The following is an 18,257-nucleotide window of genomic DNA, read 5'->3' on the forward strand; positions in this document are numbered from 1 at the left end:
CGGGCATGTCAGACACTGGATCGCGACGCACAGCCGGCCGGGTGGCCGCAGCGGTGCTGGGCGGGTTGCTGGTGGCCTCGGCGGTGTTGACCTATCTGTCCTATTCAGCCGCCTTCACCTCCACCGACACGGTCACCGTCTCGTCCAAGCGGGCCGGGCTGGTGATGGAGCCCGGGGCCAAGGTCAAGTTCCGCGGGATCCAGATCGGCAAGGTCGAGGACATCACCTACAGCGGTGAGCAGGCGCGGTTGAAGCTGGCCATCTACAGCGACGACATGCACTACATTCCGTCCAACTCGACGGTGCAGATCGCCGGCAACACGATCTTCGGCGCGAAGTCGGTGGAATTCATTCCGCCCGCCGGCGACAAAGCCGGGCCCCCGTTGCGCAACGGTGCGCAGGTGGAGGCCTCGGCGGTGCAGCTGGAAGTCAACACGCTGTTCCAATCGCTGCTCAACCTGCTGCGCAAGGTCGACCCGATCGAGTTGAACGGAACGTTGAGCGCGCTCTCCGAGGGCCTGCGCGGCCACGGCGATGACTTCGGGGCATTGCTCACCGGGCTCAACACCCTCACCCGCCAAGCGAATCCGAAACTGCCCGCATTGCAGGAGGATTTCCGCCAGGCGTCCGTCGCGCTGGGCTACTACGGTGACGCGGCACCCGACCTGGACACCGTCGTCGGCAACCTGCCGACGATCAACCGGACCGTGGTGGATCAGCAGCAAAACCTCAACACCACGTTGCTGGCCACGATCGGGCTGGCCAACAACGGCTACGACACGCTGGCCCCGGCCGAACAGAACCTGATCGACACGGTCAACCGGCTGCGCGCCCCGCTCAAAGTGGCCGCCGACTACTCGCCGGAGTTCGGCTGCCTGCTGGCCGGAATCGACCGCGGCATCAAGGAATTCGCACCGCTGATCGGGGTGCGTAAGGCGGGCCTGTTCACCTCGTCGAGCTTCGTGATCGGCGCCCCCGCTTACACGTACCCGGAGAGCCTGCCGCTGGTGAACGCCTCCGGCGGCCCGAACTGCCGCGGCCTGCCCAACATCCCGACCAAACAGACCGGCGGCTCGTTCTACCGGGCGCCGTTCCTGGTCACCGACAACGCGCTGATCCCCTACGAGCCCTACACCGAGTTCCAGTTCGACGCGCCCTCTACGCTGCAGTTCCTCTTCCACGGCGCCTTCGCGGAACGGGACGACTTCTGATGGCCAGCGGGGCAATGCCGTCGCACCGGTCGATGGTGATCAAGGTCAGCATCTTCACGGTGGTCATGTTGCTGGTCAGTGCGGCGCTGGTGGTGGTGTTCGGTGACTTCCGGTTCGGTTCGGAGAGCACGTATCACGCCACCTTCATCGACGCGTCGAAGCTCAAGGGTGGTCAGAAGGTCCGCATCGCCGGTGTTCCGGTCGGCGCGGTCTCGGGGGTCAAACTCAACCGCGACAACACCGTCGACGTGGAGTTCGGCGTCGACTCGCGCTACACGCTGTACTCGTCCAGCCGTGCGGTGATCCGGTACGAGAACCTGGTCGGCGACAGGTTCTTGGAGATCACCTCCGGGCCCGGCGAGCTGCGCAAGCTACCGGCCGGCGGAACCATCAACTCTGCGCACACCCAGCCCGCCCTGGATCTCGACGCACTGCTCGGCGGACTCAAGCCGGTGCTCAAAGGGTTGGACGCGGACAAGATCAACGCGATCAGCGGCGCGGTCATCGAACTGCTGCAGGGGCAGGGCGGAGCATTGTCCAGCGTGCTCGCCGACACCAGTGCCTTCTCTTCGACGCTGGGCAAGCGCGACCAGCTGATCGGCGACGTGATCACCAACCTGAACACCGTGCTGGGCACCATCGACCAGCGCAGCGCCCAGTTCTCGACCAGCGTCGACCAACTGCAGCAGCTGATCGACGGACTCGCCAAGAACCGGGACCCGATAGCCGGTGCGATCCCGCCGTTGTCGTCGACGGTGACGGATTTGACCGACCTGCTGCGGAATTCGCGCCGGCCGCTGCAGGGCGTACTGGAAAACGCCCGGCCGTTCGCCACCGAGTTGGACACCCGCAAAGCCGAAATCAACAACGACATCGAGCAATTGGGCGAGGACTACCTGCGGCTGGCCGCACTCGGCACGTACGGTTCGTTCTTCAACATCTATTTCTGCTCGGTCACCATCAAGATCAACGGGCCGGCCGGTTCGGACATCCGGCTCGGCCTGGGCGGCCAGGTCGATTCGAGCAAGGGGAGGTGCGCCTTTGCCAAGTAGCAAGCCGAGCAGCCAACGTGACCGTGATCCGCTGCGTACCGGCGTCATCGGCCTCACGGTGGTGATCTGCGTCGTCCTGATCGCCTTCGGCTACGCCGGGTTGCCCTTCTGGCCGCAAGGCAAGACCTACGCCGCTTATTTCAGCGACGCGGCCGGTATCACCTCAGGCAACAATGTGCTGGTTTCGGGCGTCAAGGTGGGCAAGGTCTCCGACGTCAGCCTGGCCGGGGACACCGCCAAGGTCACCTTCACCGTGGACCGGCACGTCGAAGTCGGCGACCAGTCGCTGGCCGCCATCCGCACCGACACCATCCTCGGTGAGCGGTCGATCTCGGTGAGCCCGGGCGGCCGCGGCCACGCGACGGTCATCCCGCTGAGCCGCACCACCACGCCCTACACGTTGGCCGGCGCGCTGGAGGATCTCGGCCAGAACGCCACCAATCTGAACAAGCCGCAGTTCGAGCACGCGTTGCAGGTGCTGACGAACACCCTGCACGACGCGACGCCGGGCCTGCGCGGCGCTCTGGACGGCGTCACCACGCTGTCCCGCACGCTGAATTCCCGCGACGAGGCGCTGCAAGGTTTGCTCACCCACGCCAAGTCGGTGACCGCGGTGCTGTCCGATCGCGCCGGGCAGGTCAGGCAGCTGGTCGACGACGGCAACCAACTGTTCGCGGCCCTCGACGAACGCCGTGCCGCGCTGGGTTCGCTGATCTCCGGTATCCAGGGCGTTTCCGCGCAGCTCTCCGGCTTCGTCAACGACAACCGCAGGGAGTTCGGCCCGGCGTTGTCCAAGATCAACGATGTGATGGCCAACCTCAACGAGCGGCGGGACTACATCACCGAGGCCCTCAAACGACTGCCCACCTACGCCACCACGCTGGGGGAGGTGGTGGGCTCCGGACCCGGCTTCAACGTCAACGTCTTCGGCGCGATCCCCGCGCCACTGGTCGCGGCGATGTTCGACTTCGTCTTCCAGCCGGGCAAGCTGCCCGACAGCCTCGCCGACTACCTGCGCGGCATGATCCAGGAGCGCTGGACGATCAGGCCGAAGTCGCCATGACCACCGCGAAGCGATTCGGCAGCAAAGGCCTGCGGACCGTCACCGTCGTGGCCCTGGTGGCGGCGCTGTTGGGCGGCGCCTACGTGCTGTTCTCTGCCGGCGGCGGTGGGCGCAAGCTGACCGCCCACTTCACCTCCGCCGTCGGGCTTTACCCCGGGGACCAGGTACGCATCCTGGGCGTTCCGGTCGGCGAGATCGAGTCGATCGAGCCGCGGGCCTCCGACGTGCTGATCACGATGACCGTCGGCGACGACGTCAAGATCCCCAAGGACGCCAAGGCCCTGATCATGTCGCCGAACCTGGTGGCGGCGCGGTTCATCCAGCTCACCCCGGCCTACACCGGCGGCGCGGTGCTGCCCGACGGCGCGAGCATCGACTTGTCGCGCACCGGGGTCCCGGTGGAGTGGGATGAGGTGAAGAAGTCGCTGACCGACCTGTCGGTGTCGCTCAGCCCGGCGGCGGGCGAAATGCAGGGCCCGCTGGGCGCGGCGATCAACCAGGCGGCCAACACCCTCGACGGCAACGGGCAGTCGTTCCACAGCGCGCTGCTCGAGCTCGCACAGGTGGCCGGGCGCCTGGGGGATTCGCGCAGCGACATCTTCGGCACCGTCAAGAACCTGCAGATCCTGGTCGACGCGCTCTCGCAGAGCAACGAGCAGATCGTGCAATTCGCCGGCCATGTGGCGTCGGTGTCGCAGGTGCTGGCTGACAGTACCCGCGATCTCGACCAGACCCTGGGCACTCTCAACCAGGCGCTCACCGACGTCCGCGGTTTCCTGCAGGAGAACAATTCGACACTGATCGAAACGGTCGATCAGCTCAAGGACTTCACCCAGACCCTGAACGACCAGAGCGACAACATCGAGCAGGTGCTGCACGTCGCGGGTCCCGGCATCACCAACTTCTACAACATCTACGACCCTGCGCAGGGCACCCTGAACGGGCTGCTCTCGCTGCCGAACTTCATGAACCCGGTGCAGTTCATCTGCGGTGGTTCCTTCGACACCGCGGGCGGCCCGTCGGCTCCCGACTACTACCGGCGCGCCGAGATCTGCCGCGAGCGGCTGGGACCGGTGCTTCGCCGGCTGACCGTCAACTACCCGCCGATCATGTTCCACCCGATCAATACCATCACCGCCTACAAGGGCCAGATGATCTACGACACCCCGGCGACGCAGGCTAAAGCCCAGATGCCGATTCCGGAGCTGACCTGGATTCCGGCCAAGGGTGCCGGGCAGCAACCCGCGCCCGGCAATACCACCGACCTGCAGGGCCTGTTCGTCCCGACGGCTCCGGGGCCGGCCTCGCCGCCGGGATACGGCCCGGCGCCGGGTCCCGCCACAGCGCCCGCCCCGGGTCCGTTGCCCGGTCCCGCCGGGCCGCTGCCCGCCGAGCAGGGAGCCGGCAGATGAGGCGAATCTGGTTGCGCGCGGGTGTTTGTGCGCTCGGTAGCACGCTGCTCGCCGGCTGTTCCTTCGGCGGACTGAACTCGCTGTCGATGCCCGGGACCGCGGGCCACGGCGGTGGTGCGTACTCCATTACCGTCGAACTCAAGGATGTGGCGACACTGCCGCAGAACTCGCCGGTGATGGTCGACGACGTCACCGTCGGCAGTGTGGCCGGCATCGCCGCCGAGCAACGTGCCGACGGATCCTTCTATGCCGCAGTGAAACTGGCGCTGGACAAGAACGTGGTGTTGCCCGCCAACGCCATTGCGCGGGTCTCCCAGACGTCGCTGCTGGGTTCGCTGCACATCGAACTCGCCCCGCCGGTCGGTAAGCCCGCCTCGCCGAACAAGCTGCGGGACGGGTCGCGCATCATCGAGGCCAACACCGGCCGCTTCCCCACCACCGAGGAGGTCTTCTCGGCGCTGGGCGTGGTGGTCAACAAGGGCAATGTGGGTGCGCTGGAAGAGATCACCGACGAGACGTATCAGGCGGTGGCCGGTCGGCAGGGACAGTTCGTCGACCTGGTGCCGCGCCTGGCCGAGTTGACGTCCGGGCTCAACCGGCAGGTCAACGACATCATCGGCGCCATGGAGGGGTTGGACCGGTTCTCGGCGATCCTGGCGCGCGACAAGGACAATCTGGGCCGGGCGCTGGACACGCTGCCCGAAGCGGTCCGGGTGCTCAACAAGAATCGCGACCACATCGTCGAAGCGTTCAGTTCGCTGCGTCGGCTGGCCAACGTCACCTCGCACGTGCTGTCCCAGACCAAGGTCGACTTCGCCGCCGACCTCAAGGATCTGTATTCGGCGCTCAAGGCGCTCAACGACAACCGCAAGAACTTCGTGACGTCGCTGCAGATCATGCTGACGTTCCCGTTCCCGAACTTCGGCATCAAGCAGGCGGTGCGCGGTGACTACCTCAACGTGTTCACCACGTTCGACCTGACCCTGCGCCGGCTGGGGGAGACGTTCTTCACCACCAGCTACGCGCTCGACCCGAACATGATGCACATGGACGAGGTGCTCACTCCGCCCGACTTCCTGATGGGCTCGCTGGCCAACCTGTCCGGACAGGCGGCCGACCCGTTCAAGATTCCGCCCGGCACGGCAGCACAGTAGAGGCGGGACGATGATAGACAGACTCACCAAGATCCAGCTGTCGATTTTCGCGATCATCACGGTCATCACCCTGGCCGTGATGGCGATCTTCTATCTGCGGTTGCCGGCCACCTTCGGCATCGGAACCTACCGTGTGAGTGCCGATTTCGTGGCCGGCGGGGGTCTGTACAAGAACGCCAACGTCACCTTCCGCGGCGTGGCGGTCGGCCGGGTCGAATCCGTCGGGCTGAACAAGAGTGGCGTCACCGCCCAGATGCGGCTCAACAGCGGAACCCCGATTCCGGCGAACGTCACCGCCACCGTGAAAAGCGTGTCGGCGATCGGCGAGCAGTACATCGACCTGGTGCCGCCGGCGAACCCGTCGCCGGGCAAGCTGCGCAACGGCGCCAAGATCGACCGGGCCAACACCCAGATCGGGCAGGACGTCGCCGATTTGCTGAAGCGGGCGGAGACACTGGTCAACAGCCTGGGTGACACCCGGTTGCGCGAAGTCCTGCACGAGGCGTTCGTGGCGACCAACGGCACCGGCCCGGAATTGGCCCGGTTGGTCGAGTCGGCACGGTTGCTGGTGGACGAGGCCAACGCCGACTACCCGCAGGTCTCGCAGCTGATCGACCAGGCCGGGCCGTTCCTGCAAGCCCAGGTCCGCGCCGGCGCCGACATCAGGACCCTGGCCGACGGGCTGGCACGGGTGACCTCCCAGGTGCGGGTCGCCGACCCTCGGCTGCGCGACACGCTGGCCACCGCCCCGGGCGCGATCGACCAGGCCAACGAGACGTTCAGCGGCATCCGCCCGTCGTTCCCGGCGCTGGCGGCCAACATGGCGAATCTCGGCCGGGTCGGCGTGATCTACCACAAGTCGATCGAGCAACTCCTGGTGGTCTTCCCGGCGCTGTTCGCGGCCATCACCACCGCGGCTGGTGGCGCGCCGCAGGACGAGGGCGCGAAGCTGGACTTCAAGCTCGACCTCAACGACCCGCCGCCGTGCAGCACCGGTTTCATCCCCGCGCCGCTGATGCGCACCCCGGCCGACGAGACGGTGCGCGAGGTCCCGCGCGACATGTACTGCAAGGCAGCGCAGAACGACCCCACCACCGTGCGCGGCGCCCGCAACTACCCGTGCCAGGAGTTCCCCGGCAAGCGGGCACCCACGGTCCAGTTGTGCCGTGACCCGCAAGGGTTCGTGCCGATCGGCAGCAACCCGTGGCGCGGCCCGCCGGTCCCGTACGGCACTCCGGTCACCAACGGGTTGAACATCCTGCCGCCCAACCACTTCCCGTACATTCCGCCGGGAGCGGACCCCGATCCGGGCATCCCGATCGCGGGCCCACCGCCGCCCGGGGTGGTGCCGGGCCCGGGTCCGGCTCCGCATCAGCCGGCGTTCAACCATCCGCCGCCCAATGACAGCGGGCCACCGCCGGGCAACCCGTCGTACATGCCGCCGGGTGTGCCGCCGGTGCCGCCGCAGCTGCCGTACCCGAAGTACCTCGAGCCGCCGGGTCCGCCGCTGGGCACCGGCCCGGCGCCCGGTCCCGAGCCGCAGGCCGCCGGTCCGGCGTACACGACGTACGACCCGGCTACCGGACGGTTCGCCGACCCGGCCGGTGGCACTGGTATCTTCGCGTCCGGCGTGAGCGGCACGTCCACCGCCGAGAATTGGGTGGACCTGATGCTGGCGCCCAAAGCGTTCTGACGAGCAAGATTCAGTGGTTCCGGTGGTGACAGAAACACAGTCGACGACCCCGCGCGTACGCCGCAAGGCGTCGCGGGCGGCGGGACCGCCCACGGCCGAAACGAACGGCAAGAGCCCCGCCCGAGCGATGCCGCGGTTGAGGCGACGACACCGCGGACGGTCCAACTCGACAAACGCACCGCAAAGGCCAGACCGCCGCGGCGACGGCAGCCGCACCGGCGGTTGGTCGGCTGGATTTCGCTGGCGGCCGCGATGGTGACAATCGCCGGGCTGACGGCGGTGGTCACCGTCCTGCTGCTCCAGCACCGGCACGCCGACGCACGTCAGGCCCGCGAGCAGCGTTTCGTCGACGCCGGCAAGCAGACCGTGGTCAACATGTACAGCTACACGCCGGACACCATCGACGAGTCGGTCAACCGGTTCGTCAACGGCACCAGCGGGCCGCTGCGCAGCAAATTCGGCACCGAGAGCATCGAGTTCCTCAAATCGCTGTACCGCAAGACCAACGCGACTTCGGAGGCCGTCGTCAACGGTGCCGCCCTGGAGGGCATCGACCCGGTCAGCAACAACGCGTCGGTGCTGGTGGCGGTGCGGGTGACGGTCGCCGACATCGACGGCGTGAACAAGCCGTCCGAGCCCTACCGGCTGCGGGTCATCGTGCACGAGGACGACGCCGGCCGGATGACCGGTTACGACCTGATGTACCCCAACGGGGGTAACTGATGCGCTGGTTGCGGTGGCTGTTCACCGCCGCCGCCAGCCTGGCGATCGCGCTGGTGGTGGGGCTGTCGGCGGCCGGGGGCTGGATGTACTGGGACCGGGTGGAGGCACGCGGCGAACAGGCGGCGCGCGATACCCTGCCGAAGCTGGCCGAGAAGGAGATCCCGCAGGTCTTCGGCTACGAATTTCAGACCGTCGAGCGCACCCTGACCGAAGCCTTTCCGCTGCTGACGCCCGCGTATTTGCAGGAGTTCCGCAAGGGCGTCAACGAGCAGATCATCCCCGAGGCCAAGAAACGCGAGGTCGTGGTACAGGCCAGCGTGTCCGGCGTGGGAGTGATGTCGGCCAACCGGAATTCGGCGGCGGTCATGGTCTACATGAACCGCATCGTGACCGACAAGACCCGCCAGCCCATCTACGAGGGCAGCCGGCTCCGGGTGGAATTCCAGCGCATCGACGGCAAGTGGCTGATCGCCAAGATCGCGCCTATCTGAGCTCGACTAGAAGCACATCGCGTATTCGTTGCAGTTCAACGGATACCGCTCGACCGGGCTGGGCGGCGGGCCGATCAAGGCCAGGGAGAACGGCTGCTTGGTCATCCCCGGCTGCAGGCCGCACACCGCGTCGTTGAGGATGGTGTGGGTGCCCGACATCGTCTCGTCGCTGAACGCATAGGTTTCGTGGGTTTCGGCGAATCCACCGCCCGGACACGAAATGCCCTCTGATTTCTTGACATCCAGGGTCCACAGCATGCTGCTCATCCGGGCCCGGCCGCTGAAGTTCTGCAGATGTTCGGCCCGGGTGTTGTTGGCCGGGGTCGTGCTGACCACGTTCAGCGCGCAGTTCATGGCGAAGACGATCGGGTCCGAATAGTCGTTCATATTGCGGGTTCCCGACGGTTGAACGCACAACGCGCTGATGGCCCAGACGGCGCCGGACACACCGGCCTGGTTGAAGGCGTAGCTGCCGTCGGCCGGCGGTCCGATCGCATGGGCCGGCGTGTCGGAATCCAGCGCCATCCCCACAGCGACGGCCGTGCTCACGACGGCGCTGACGGCCAGTCCGCGACGGATCTTCACGAAACTCTCCCTATCGGTGCTCGTTCCCACGCCGAGCGCTGCACCTGAGTATCACAGCGTTTCGGCGGCAGCACCATGGTTCAGTCGGAGCCGTTCGGACGCCCATCGGCCAGCGCGTCCAAAAAGGCCCGCGCCCAACGGTCCACGTCATGGGCGAGCACCTGGCGGCGCAGCGCGCGCATCCGGCGCCGGCCCTCTTCGTCGGACTGGGTGAGCGCGGCCTCGATCGCATCCTTGACACCTTCGAGGTCGTGCGGGTTGACCTGGTAAGCCTGACGCAGTTCTGCTGCGGCGCCGGTGAATTCGGACAGCACCAGGGCCCCGCCCAGGTCGCCGCGGCAGGCGACGTACTCCTTGGCCACCAGATTCATGCCGTCGCGCAGCGGGGTGACCAGCATGACGTCGCTGGCCACGAAGTACGCGACGAGTTCGTCGCGCGGGACCGGCCGGTGCAGGTAGTGCACCACCGGGTGACCGACCTCGGCGTACTCGCCGTTGATGTGCCCGACCTGCCGCTCGATGTCGTTGCGCAGGATCTGGTAGCTCTCGACCCGCTCCCGGCTGGGGGTGGCCAGCTGGACCAGCACGGTGTCGTCCCGTTTGGCGCGCCCCTCGTCGAGCAGCTCGTTGAACGCTTTGAGCCGCACGTCGATGCCCTTGGTGTAGTCGAGGCGGTCGACACCGAGCAGGATCTTGCGCGGGTTGCCCAACTCGGCGCGGATCTCCCGGGCCCGGCGGCGGATGTTGCGGTCGCGGCCCGCCCGATCCAGCTCACTGGAGTCGATCGAGATGGGGAAGGCGCCCACCCGGACCTTGCGGTCGTCGAGCTGCACTTCGCCGAAGCGGGAGCGCACCCCCACGGCTCCCCGCGAGGTCTCGACACCGACCAGCCGCCGGGACAGGATCAGGAAGTTCTGGGCACCGCCGGCCAGGTGGAAGCCCACCAGGTCGGCCCCCAGCAACCCCTCGATGATCTCGGTACGCCACGGCAACTGCATGAAGAGCTCGACCGGCGGGAACGGGATGTGCAGGAAGAATCCGATGGTCAGGTCCGGCCGCAACTCGCGCAGCATCTTCGGCACCAGCTGCAGCTGGTAGTCCTGCACCCAGACGGTGCCACCCTGGGCGGCGGCGCGCGAAGCCGCCTCGGCGAACCGGCGGTTGACATCGACATACCGCTCCCACCACTCGCGGTGGTAGGCCGGCTTGACGATCACATCGTGATAGAGCGGCCACAGCGTGGCGTTGGAGAACCCTTCGTAGTACTGCGCGACATCCGCGGCGCTGAGCCGGACCGGATACAGCTGCAGGTCGTCCTGGGCGATCGGCGCGTCTTGCTGTGCGACGTCGTCGTCAACGACCCCGGGCCAGCCGATCCAGGCCCCGCGCCGCTTGCGCAGCAGCGGCTCCAGGGCCGTGACCAGGCCGCCGGGGCTGCGTTTCCAGTTGACGGTGCCGTCGGGGAGCCGTTCCTGATCGACCGGCAGACGGTTGGCGACGACGACGAAGTCAGAGTCCCCGCCACCCTTGGGAGCCATTAGTTGTCGAGTTTCGCCGGCCCGATACCCAGCATGGACAGAAAGACCCGGCACTCGTCGGCGTCGTTGGCGTATGCGGCGACAACGCGTCGAGCCTGGCTGGCCGTGCTGTCGGCCAGCGGTTCCACGTCGCCGATGTCACCGTGGTCGGTCTTGGTAGGCATTACTCAACTGTAAGGGAAGCCGGGTCGCCGGCGCTTTCTAGTCCGGCACCCGGGTCGGCGTGCTCACCGGGGCGCGCCGCCCCAGCTACGGCCCGCTTACAGACCGTCCGTAATGTGTAAAGACCTAGCCCGTGACAAGTGAGGTGGGCGCATGACACTCTCCGATCAGGACAGCGCCGAGGCGCAGGAGTACCAGGCCCCGGAAATGGTGGCCTACGAGACCCTCGACGAGGGTCGCATCGCACGCATCTGGTTGAACCGACCGGCCGAGCACAACGCCCAGAACCGCACCCTGCTGGTGCAGTTGGACGAGGCTTTCCGGCGCGCCGAGGCCGACGACACCGTCCGGGTGGTGATCCTGGCCGCCCGGGGCCGCAACTTCTCCGCCGGCCACGATCTGGGTTCGGAGGCCGCGCTGCTGGAGCGAAAGCCCGGCCCGGCCCAGCACCCGACGTTCCAGTCGCACGGCGCCACCTTGACGCCGATCGTGGAGAAGCTCTACCACCAGGAGTGGCACTTCTTCTTCGAGAACACCGCCCGCTGGCGCGATCTGCGCAAAATCACCATCGCGCAGGTGCAGGGCAACGCGATCTCGGCGGGGCTGATGCTGATCTGGGCCTGCGACCTGATCGTCGCGGCCGACAACGCGAAGTTCAGCGACGTGGTCGCGGTGCGGCTGGGCATGCCGGGCGTCGAATATTATGCGCATCCCTGGGAGTTCGGGGCGCGCAAGGCCAAAGAGCTGCTGTTGACCGGTGATTCGCTGGACGCCGACGAGGCCTACCGGTTGGGCATGGTGTCCAAGGTGTTCCCGGTGGACGAGCTGGAGGACAAGACGCTGGAGTTCGCGCGCCGCATCGCCGAGCGACCGACGATGGCCGCGCTGCTGGTCAAAGCTTCGGTGAACGCCGCGTCGGACGCGATGGGGTTCACCGAGGCGCTGCGGCACGCGTTCCACGTCCACGAGCTAGGGCACGCGCACTGGGCGGCCCACAACGAGAACAGATTCCCGGTCGGGCTGCCCCCGGACGTCGAGGACTGGCGTACCGCCAGGCCGACCAAGATCGCCCGTCGCGACGAGCCCTGACCGAGAGAGGGTCTTTCCGTGCAGCTTTCGTTTGACGACCGGACGTATCTGGTCACCGGTGGTGGTAGCGGGATCGGCAAGGCGGTGGCGACCGGGCTCGTCGACGCCGGCGCGTCGGTCATGATCGTGGGCCGCAGCTCCGACCGGCTGGCGCAGGCCGTCGAGGAGATCGAGGGGCTGCAGCTGCCCGGCTCGATCCGCTACGAACCCGTCGACGTCACCAACGAGGACGAGGTCACCCGAGCGGTCGACGCGACGACCGCCTGGCACGGCCGGTTGCACGGCGTCGTGCACAGTGCGGGGGGATCGCTGACCATCGGACCGCTCACCCACACCGACTCCGACGCCTGGCGGCGCACCGTCGACCTCAACGTCAACGGCACCATGTACGTGCTCAAGCACGCCGCCCGCGAACTGGTGCGCGGCGGCGGCGGGTCATTCGTGGCGATCTCCTCGATCGCGGCCAGCAACACCCACCGCTGGTTCGGGCCGTACGGGGTCACCAAGTCGGCCATCGACCACATGATGCAGCTGGCCGCCGACGAACTCGGGGCGTCGTGGGTGCGGGCCAACAGCATCCGTCCGGGTCTGATCCGCACCGACCTGGTCGACGCCAGCGTGATCCAGTCGCCGGAGATCAGCGGCGACTATGCGCTGTGCACGCCGCTGCCGCGGGTGGGTGAAGTCGAGGATGTGGCCAATCTGGCCATGTTCCTACTCAGCGATGCCGCCAGTTTCATCACCGGCCAGTGCATCAACGTCGACGGCGGCCACATGGTGCGCCGCGGCCCGGACTATTCGTCGATGATGGAGCAGATGTTCGGTGCCGACGCGCTGCGCGGCGTGGTCTGAGCAAGCCGTGCAGCGACTCGTTGGCCAGCGGATCCTGGTGACCGGCGCGGCGTCGGGGATCGGTCGGGCGACCGCGCTGCGCTTACTGGACGAAGGTGCCCGGGTGGTGGGGGCCGACGTTGCCGCCGACGCGTTGACCGCCGTCGGGGAACGGGCCGGTGACCGGTTCACCGCGCTGCCGATGGACGTGGCCGACGAGCAGGCGGTGATCGACGGGGTGCGGACGGCGGTCGGCACCCTCGGCGGCCTGGACTCCGTGGTGAACGCCGCCGGCATGCTGCGTGCCGCCCACACCCGGCAGACCAGCCTTCAGTTGTGGAATCAGATCATCACCGTGAACCTGACCGGCACCTTCCTGGTGGTCCGCGAAGCGTTGCCCGCGCTGCTGGACAACGCGCGCAGCACGGTGGTGAACTTCAGTTCCACTTCGGCGACCTTCGCGCATCCCTACATGGCGGCCTACGCCGCCAGCAAAGGCGGGGTGCAGGCGTTCACCCACTCGCTGGCGCTGGAGTACGCCGGCGCCGGTCTGCGGGCGGTATGCGTGGCGCCGGGCAGCATCAAGTCCGGAATCACCGACGCCACCGGCGGATACATCCCCAAAGACGCGAACTGGTCGCTGTTCGGCAGGCTGATGCCGATCCTGCCCACTACCGAAACGTCCAGCGGCACCGGGATGGCGGACCCGTCGGTGATCGCCGGTGTCATCGCGATGCTGGTCTCCGAGGACGGCGCGTTCATCACCGGGACCGAGATCCGCATCGACGGCGGAACCCACGCCTGACGCGGCTCAGTTGACGCAGGGCACGCCGCCGCCGTCGATCGGCTTGCCGCGATCGGGCGTGGGATACGGCGTGAAGTTGCCGTTGTAGTAATAGCCGCTGGTCGATGTCGTGGTCGTGGTGGTGCTGGTGCTCGTGGTGGTGGTTTCTTCGGCGGCGGGCAGCGAGAAGTTGGTGTCGACAGTCACCCGGATATGTCCGGCCGCAATGTTCGGGCTCGGCTGTAGCGGAGCGTCGACGCCGAGCAGCGTGGCCAGGTTCTGCGCGTCGGCTTCCGCACCCGGACCGTATTGGACCGTGGTGGACGTCGGGTCGCCTGACTCGCGGTCGCGGACCTGTCCCGCGGTGAAACCGCGCTTTTTCAGCGCGGCGGATAGTTGGCTGGCCATGCCGCCGATGCTGCCGGCGTTGACCACGTCGACGACGGTCGCCGGGTTCGGTTTGCTGCTGGTGGTGGTCGCCGGGGTCGGGGCGGCAACCGTTCCGAACGCCGCCGCGATCTCGGCCTTGATCGCGGCCGGATCGATGATGTTGACGTCCTGGCCGTCGATGTTGTCGTAACGCACCACCGGCAGCGTGCGGAACTCGACGTTCCCACCGGCGAGTTCGCCCATCCGGCGGAACAGGCCCTCGTCCCAGCCCGCCGACAGCACGACGTCTTTGCGGGCCACGGCCATCAGGCTGTTGAGGCGGTTCAGGTCGGTGAAGGTGCCCGTACTCTGCAGGTCCCGCATGACCGAGGACAAGAAGGCCTGTTGGCGGTGGGTGCGGTCCAGGTCGCCGTTCTCCAGACCGTGCCGTTGCCGGACGAACGACAGCGCCTGGGAGGCGTCCAGGCGCTGACGCCCGGCCGGGAAGTCGGCGCCGGAGTAGGAGTCATAGACGGGATGGTTCAGGCATACCTCGACGCCGCCCAGCGTTTGGGCCAGGTCATAGAAGCCGGCGAGGTTGATCTCGGCGAAGTAGTCGATCGGAACGCCGGTCAGGCTGCGCACCGCGCGCAGCGTGGCGGCCCGGCCGGCTTCGCGGCCCCGGGCTTCCAGCTCGCGCTGGGTGAGCGAGCCCTGATTGGCCAGCTGGTTGGCGATGTACTGCTTGGTGAGCCCGTACGCCTCTTTGATCTTGATGTGGTTGTAGCCCGGGACGCCGTTGAAGGGCACCCAGTCGTCTCGTGGGATCGAGAAGGCGACGACCTTACCGTCGGCGCCGACGTGCACGAGGATCAGCGTGTTGGTGTTGTAGCCGCCCTGGTCGGAGTCGCCGGCGTGCAGGTGCTTCAAGATCGACCAGGGCAGGTCGTTGCCCTCCTGGTCTTTGCGGGAGTCCAGCCCGATCAGCAGGATGTTCATGGTGTTTCCGCTGGACCGCGGGTCCTCGGCGGTCAACGCCTGCGAAATGGTGATGCCGCCGAGCGCGCCGTGCGCGACCCAGTAGCCGGCCCCGGTCATCCCGACCGCCACTGCCGAGGCCAGGGTCATGAAGACCCGCGACAGCCGCTTGGCCAGTCGCGACGGCCGCCGAGCAGCGCGGCGGTCTGATCGGAGGCGGTGGTTACCGCCGGAGCGCGCCACTACCGTCCTCGGCCAACCACCCACCAACCGGCCGGCGCCCGGCCGGCGGTTTGCGGTGCAGTCGTTTCAGGCATGACGTCCAGTATGCGACAGATTGCTGCGGAGCCCATGCTCCACGGGTAACGATGTGGGCAGACTCACCTGGTGAGCAGGTCAGACACCCTTTCGGGGGAGTTTCGCGCGATATCCCGGAGCTCAGCAGTACTGATAGTCGATGTGCCAGCGGCCGTTGACGTAGTCGGCCACGAAGTGACCGCCCAGGGCCGGGTTGGCGTCGTTGATCATGCCTGCGCCCCCGGCGTTGGGGGTGAATCCGGGCGGATCCCAGGTGACGGACCGCGGGTTGGCCGGTGCATCGGGGGTGCAGCCGGCCTGTTTGGCGACGTAGCCGTCGGTGATCCGGCGTTCCGCGGTGGCCTGGTCGCCACCGTCCGGCGCCGGATCGGCCAGGCACAGATAGTTGGCGCCGCAGTAGTTCTCGCTGACGTTCACCAGCGCCACATCGGTCACAGGTACCGCGGCGAGGGAGCCGCCGAGCATCATCGCCACTACGACCAGTCCCGCTATTCGAGCGTTCATCGGACCCTCTCGATCTCCTCACCGGAGCTGTAATACAACGGGATGTCCATACCCGTCACTATCTCGAATACCACTATCCCGAACGGTTCGACTTCGTAGTAGTAGTGCACGTCGCCGCGGGCGTCGACCGTGGTGGCGCAGGTCCGGTCCGGCGCACCGCAGCGCTGCTTGACCGGCATGGCCAGCGCCGCGACCACGACCACGGTGCAGATCCCGATCACCAACGGCGCTTTCATCGAAAAGTGCGTCTCATTTCGTCGTCCGTGCACTTCATCGGGAGTCTAGTGACTTGGGCGCGGGTAGGTTGCACTGCTATGAGCGCCCCCATACCGGTCGACGCGGCACCGGTACCCGGTACGTCACCCACCCGCGTCGAGGTGCTGGGCAACATCGGGCCCAACTGGTTCGCCTCGGTGATGGGCACCGGAATCGTGGCCATCGCGGGCGCCACGCTGCCGGTCCAGGTGCCGGGGCTGCGTGGTTTCACCCACGGCGTCTGGATACTGGCCGCGGCTCTGCTGGCAGTGCTGGTCGTCCTGGTGGGTGGCCATTGGCTGCGCAATCCCACCGTCGCCCGTACCCATGCCCGCAATCCGCAGATGGCGCATTTCTACGGTGCCGCGCCGATGGCGATGATGACGGTCGGCGCGGGTGCGGTGCTGGTGTCGGGGGATCTGCTCGGCGAACGCATCGCGGTGGACCTGGACTGGGTGCTGTGGACGGTCGGCACCGTCGGTGGGCTGTTCACCGCGGTGAGCATCCCGTTCCTGATGTTCACCCAGTTGCGCGTGGAACCTGACGCGGCGTTCGGGGGCTGGCTGATGCCGGTGGTGCCGCCGATGGTGTCGGCCGCGACGGGCGCGCTGCTGCTGCCGCACCTGCCGCCCGGAACAGGCCGCGAGACGATGCTGTTCGGCTGTTACGCCATGTTCGGTATGTCGTTGCTGGCCTCGCTGAACATCATCGCGATGATCTGGAGCAGGTTGGTGCTCTACGGCACCTCGGGTTCGGCGCGGGTGCCGACACTGTGGATCGTGCTGGGTCCGCTGGGGCAATCCATCACCGCGGCGGGCCTGCTCGCGTCGGCTGCTGAGACCGGCGCGGTGGATCATCGGCTGGCGGCAGCCATGACCGCGTTCGCCGTCATCTTCGGGGTCCCGGTGTGGGGTTTCGCGGTGCTGTGGATAGCGCTGGCCACCTCGCTCACCGTCCGCACGTTGCTGCGCGGCATGCCGTTCGCCCTGACCTGGTGGAGCCTGACCTTCCCCGTCGGCACGTTCGTCACGGGCACGGCACAGCTGGCGTCGCACACCCACCTGCCGGCGTTCACGGTGGCCGCAACCGTCGCCTACGCCGGCCTGCTGCTGACCTGGGTCCTGGTGACCGTCCGGACCGCGCGCGCCAGCCTGCGGGGCAATCTGCTCAAGCTGGCGCCCAGCGCGGACCCGGTCAAGGCCAGCAAGGACTGATCGCAGGCGTTGCCCGTCGGTGCGCCTCGGCGTTTGGTGAGTCACCCGGCACGGCTCAATGCGAAGATTGCTGCCCGTGACAGGAAATCTGGTTTCGTTGCTGACCAAGCTGATACCGCTGGCTCTGGTCATCGCGGTATCGCCGTTGACGATCATTCCTGCGGTGCTGGTGCTGCACGCACCGCGGCCCCGGCCGACGGCGATTGCGTTCCTGGCCGGGTGGGTGCTCGGGTTGGCCGCGCTGACCGGCATCTTCGTCGCCGGATCCGGTTTGTTCGCGGGCCTGCACCAGGCGACGCCGCAGTGGGCGTCCTGGTTGCGGGTGGTGTTGGGCACCGTGCTGATCCTGTTCGGCGGCTATCGGTGGCTGACCCGGCATCGGGAATCCGACACCCCGCGCTGGATGCGCGCTTTCGACACCATCACCCCTGGGCGCGCGGGCATCGTCGCGGTGGTGTTGACGGTGGTCCGCCTCGAGGTGTCGCTGTTGTGCCTGGCCGGCGGCTTGGCCATCGGAACCAGTGGGCTCGCGGCAGGCGGGAAGTTTTTGTTCGCCGCGATCTTCGTCGTCCTGTCGGCATCGACGGTCGCGATCCCGATCGTCGGTTATCTGAGCGCCGGGGACCGCCTCGACGACAAGCTCGACCGGCTCAAGGACTGGATGGAGAAAAACCACGCCGCCATGCTCGCCGTCGTGCTGCTGCTGATCGGCGCGATGGTGCTCCACAACGGAATCAGCGCCCTGTGATGTGACCCCCTGCGGCCCCGGCCGGGACCAGCTATCCCGCGTCCCACTTTTCGTGCTTAGCTAAGTGGCAAAGCCGGGCGTCG

General features: G+C 67.4%; 18 protein-coding genes and 1 pseudogene. 13 read left to right on the forward strand and 6 right to left on the reverse strand.

All coding sequences use genetic code 11. The features are described from left to right. Positions 1-5 precede the first annotated feature (5 nt). From AC5Y6Y_RS15585 to AC5Y6Y_RS15620, 8 genes and pseudogenes are all read left to right on the forward strand, one after another. Positions 6-1,211: an MCE family protein gene (locus tag AC5Y6Y_RS15585; protein ID WP_473140163.1), complete on the forward strand. Its 1,206-nt coding sequence runs from the start codon at positions 6-8 to the stop codon at positions 1,209-1,211. Next, positions 1,211-2,263 (forward strand): MCE family protein, encoded by a 1,053-nt coding sequence (locus AC5Y6Y_RS15590; RefSeq protein ID WP_463828384.1) that lies wholly within the window; start codon positions 1,211-1,213, stop codon positions 2,261-2,263. The genes AC5Y6Y_RS15585 and AC5Y6Y_RS15590 overlap by 1 nt, the downstream gene beginning before the upstream one ends. Further along, a complete protein-coding gene (locus AC5Y6Y_RS15595; RefSeq protein ID WP_463828385.1) occupies positions 2,253-3,326 on the forward strand; it encodes a virulence factor Mce family protein in 1,074 nt (357 codons plus the stop codon). Before AC5Y6Y_RS15590 ends, AC5Y6Y_RS15595 begins: the two co-directional genes overlap by 11 nt. After that, positions 3,323-4,738, forward strand: coding sequence for a virulence factor Mce family protein (locus AC5Y6Y_RS15600; RefSeq protein WP_463828386.1), 1,416 nt, complete (start codon positions 3,323-3,325; stop codon positions 4,736-4,738). Before AC5Y6Y_RS15595 ends, AC5Y6Y_RS15600 begins: the two co-directional genes overlap by 4 nt. Next, entirely contained in the window at positions 4,735-5,892 is a 1,158-nt protein-coding gene (locus AC5Y6Y_RS15605) for an MCE family protein (protein ID WP_463828387.1), read from the forward strand. Before AC5Y6Y_RS15600 ends, AC5Y6Y_RS15605 begins: the two co-directional genes overlap by 4 nt. Before the next feature lie 10 nt (positions 5,893-5,902). After that, positions 5,903-7,585 (forward strand): virulence factor Mce family protein, encoded by a 1,683-nt coding sequence (locus AC5Y6Y_RS15610; RefSeq protein WP_463828388.1) that lies wholly within the window; start codon positions 5,903-5,905, stop codon positions 7,583-7,585. Positions 7,586-7,598: 13 nt separating this feature from the next. After that, positions 7,599-8,308 (forward strand): annotated as a pseudogene (locus AC5Y6Y_RS15615) (Rv1363c family protein). Beyond that, positions 8,308-8,799, forward strand: coding sequence for a mammalian cell entry protein (locus AC5Y6Y_RS15620; RefSeq protein WP_463828390.1), 492 nt, complete (start codon positions 8,308-8,310; stop codon positions 8,797-8,799). The pseudogene AC5Y6Y_RS15615 and the gene AC5Y6Y_RS15620 overlap by 1 nt, the downstream one beginning before the upstream one ends. Before the next feature lie 6 nt (positions 8,800-8,805). Here the strand turns inward: AC5Y6Y_RS15620 and AC5Y6Y_RS15625 are convergent, their stop codons facing one another. The 3 genes from AC5Y6Y_RS15625 to AC5Y6Y_RS15635 all read right to left on the reverse strand — a co-directional run bounded on the left by AC5Y6Y_RS15625 (position 8,806) and on the right by AC5Y6Y_RS15635 (position 11,086). Then, positions 8,806-9,384, reverse strand: a complete 579-nt coding sequence (locus tag AC5Y6Y_RS15625) for a hypothetical protein (protein ID WP_463828391.1) — start codon at positions 9,382-9,384, stop codon at positions 8,806-8,808. Between the two features lie 80 nt (positions 9,385-9,464). Beyond that, a complete protein-coding gene (locus AC5Y6Y_RS15630) occupies positions 9,465-10,922 on the reverse strand; it encodes an alpha,alpha-trehalose-phosphate synthase (UDP-forming) (protein ID WP_473140164.1) in 1,458 nt (485 codons plus the stop codon). After that, the gene (locus tag AC5Y6Y_RS15635; protein ID WP_463828393.1) at positions 10,922-11,086 is read right to left on the reverse strand and encodes a hypothetical protein; all 165 of its coding nucleotides are present in this window, start codon (positions 11,084-11,086) and stop codon (positions 10,922-10,924) included. The genes AC5Y6Y_RS15630 and AC5Y6Y_RS15635 overlap by 1 nt, the downstream gene beginning before the upstream one ends. Positions 11,087-11,237: 151 nt before the next feature. Here AC5Y6Y_RS15635 and AC5Y6Y_RS15640 point away from each other — a divergent pair, with 151 nt between their 5' ends. Genes AC5Y6Y_RS15640 through AC5Y6Y_RS15650 form a run of 3 tightly spaced genes read left to right on the forward strand, consistent with a single transcriptional unit; the run spans position 11,238 to position 13,809 of the window. Continuing rightward, positions 11,238-12,173 (forward strand): enoyl-CoA hydratase, encoded by a 936-nt coding sequence (locus AC5Y6Y_RS15640; protein ID WP_463828394.1) that lies wholly within the window; start codon positions 11,238-11,240, stop codon positions 12,171-12,173. A gap of 18 nt (positions 12,174-12,191) precedes the next feature. Then, positions 12,192-13,025, forward strand: coding sequence for an SDR family oxidoreductase (locus AC5Y6Y_RS15645; RefSeq protein ID WP_463828395.1), 834 nt, complete (start codon positions 12,192-12,194; stop codon positions 13,023-13,025). A gap of 7 nt (positions 13,026-13,032) precedes the next feature. Further along, a complete protein-coding gene (locus tag AC5Y6Y_RS15650; protein WP_463828396.1) occupies positions 13,033-13,809 on the forward strand; it encodes an SDR family NAD(P)-dependent oxidoreductase in 777 nt (258 codons plus the stop codon). Positions 13,810-13,815: 6 nt separating this feature from the next. Here AC5Y6Y_RS15650 and AC5Y6Y_RS15655 read toward each other — a convergent pair whose 3' ends face one another. The 3 genes from AC5Y6Y_RS15655 to AC5Y6Y_RS15665 all read right to left on the reverse strand — a co-directional run bounded on the left by AC5Y6Y_RS15655 (position 13,816) and on the right by AC5Y6Y_RS15665 (position 16,193). Then, the gene (locus AC5Y6Y_RS15655) at positions 13,816-15,378 is read right to left on the reverse strand and encodes an LCP family protein (RefSeq protein WP_473140165.1); all 1,563 of its coding nucleotides are present in this window, start codon (positions 15,376-15,378) and stop codon (positions 13,816-13,818) included. 195 nt (positions 15,379-15,573) lie between these two features. After that, entirely contained in the window at positions 15,574-15,957 is a 384-nt protein-coding gene (locus AC5Y6Y_RS15660) for an integrase (protein WP_473140166.1), read from the reverse strand. Beyond that, positions 15,954-16,193 carry a hypothetical protein gene (locus tag AC5Y6Y_RS15665; protein WP_473140167.1) on the reverse strand — a complete coding sequence of 80 codons (240 nt, stop codon included), beginning with the start codon at positions 16,191-16,193 and terminating at the stop codon, positions 15,954-15,956. The genes AC5Y6Y_RS15660 and AC5Y6Y_RS15665 overlap by 4 nt, the downstream gene beginning before the upstream one ends. 78 nt (positions 16,194-16,271) lie before the next feature. Between AC5Y6Y_RS15665 and AC5Y6Y_RS15670 the strand changes: the two genes are divergently transcribed. Next, positions 16,272-17,426, forward strand: a complete 1,155-nt coding sequence (locus AC5Y6Y_RS15670; protein ID WP_499919070.1) for a TDT family transporter — start codon at positions 16,272-16,274, stop codon at positions 17,424-17,426. Between the two features lie 58 nt (positions 17,427-17,484). Then, positions 17,485-18,174, forward strand: coding sequence for a GAP family protein (locus AC5Y6Y_RS15675; protein ID WP_463828401.1), 690 nt, complete (start codon positions 17,485-17,487; stop codon positions 18,172-18,174). The last annotated feature ends 83 nt before the right edge of the window (positions 18,175-18,257 follow it).

It is taken from the genome of Mycobacterium sp. NGS24, from assembly GCF_059813065.1.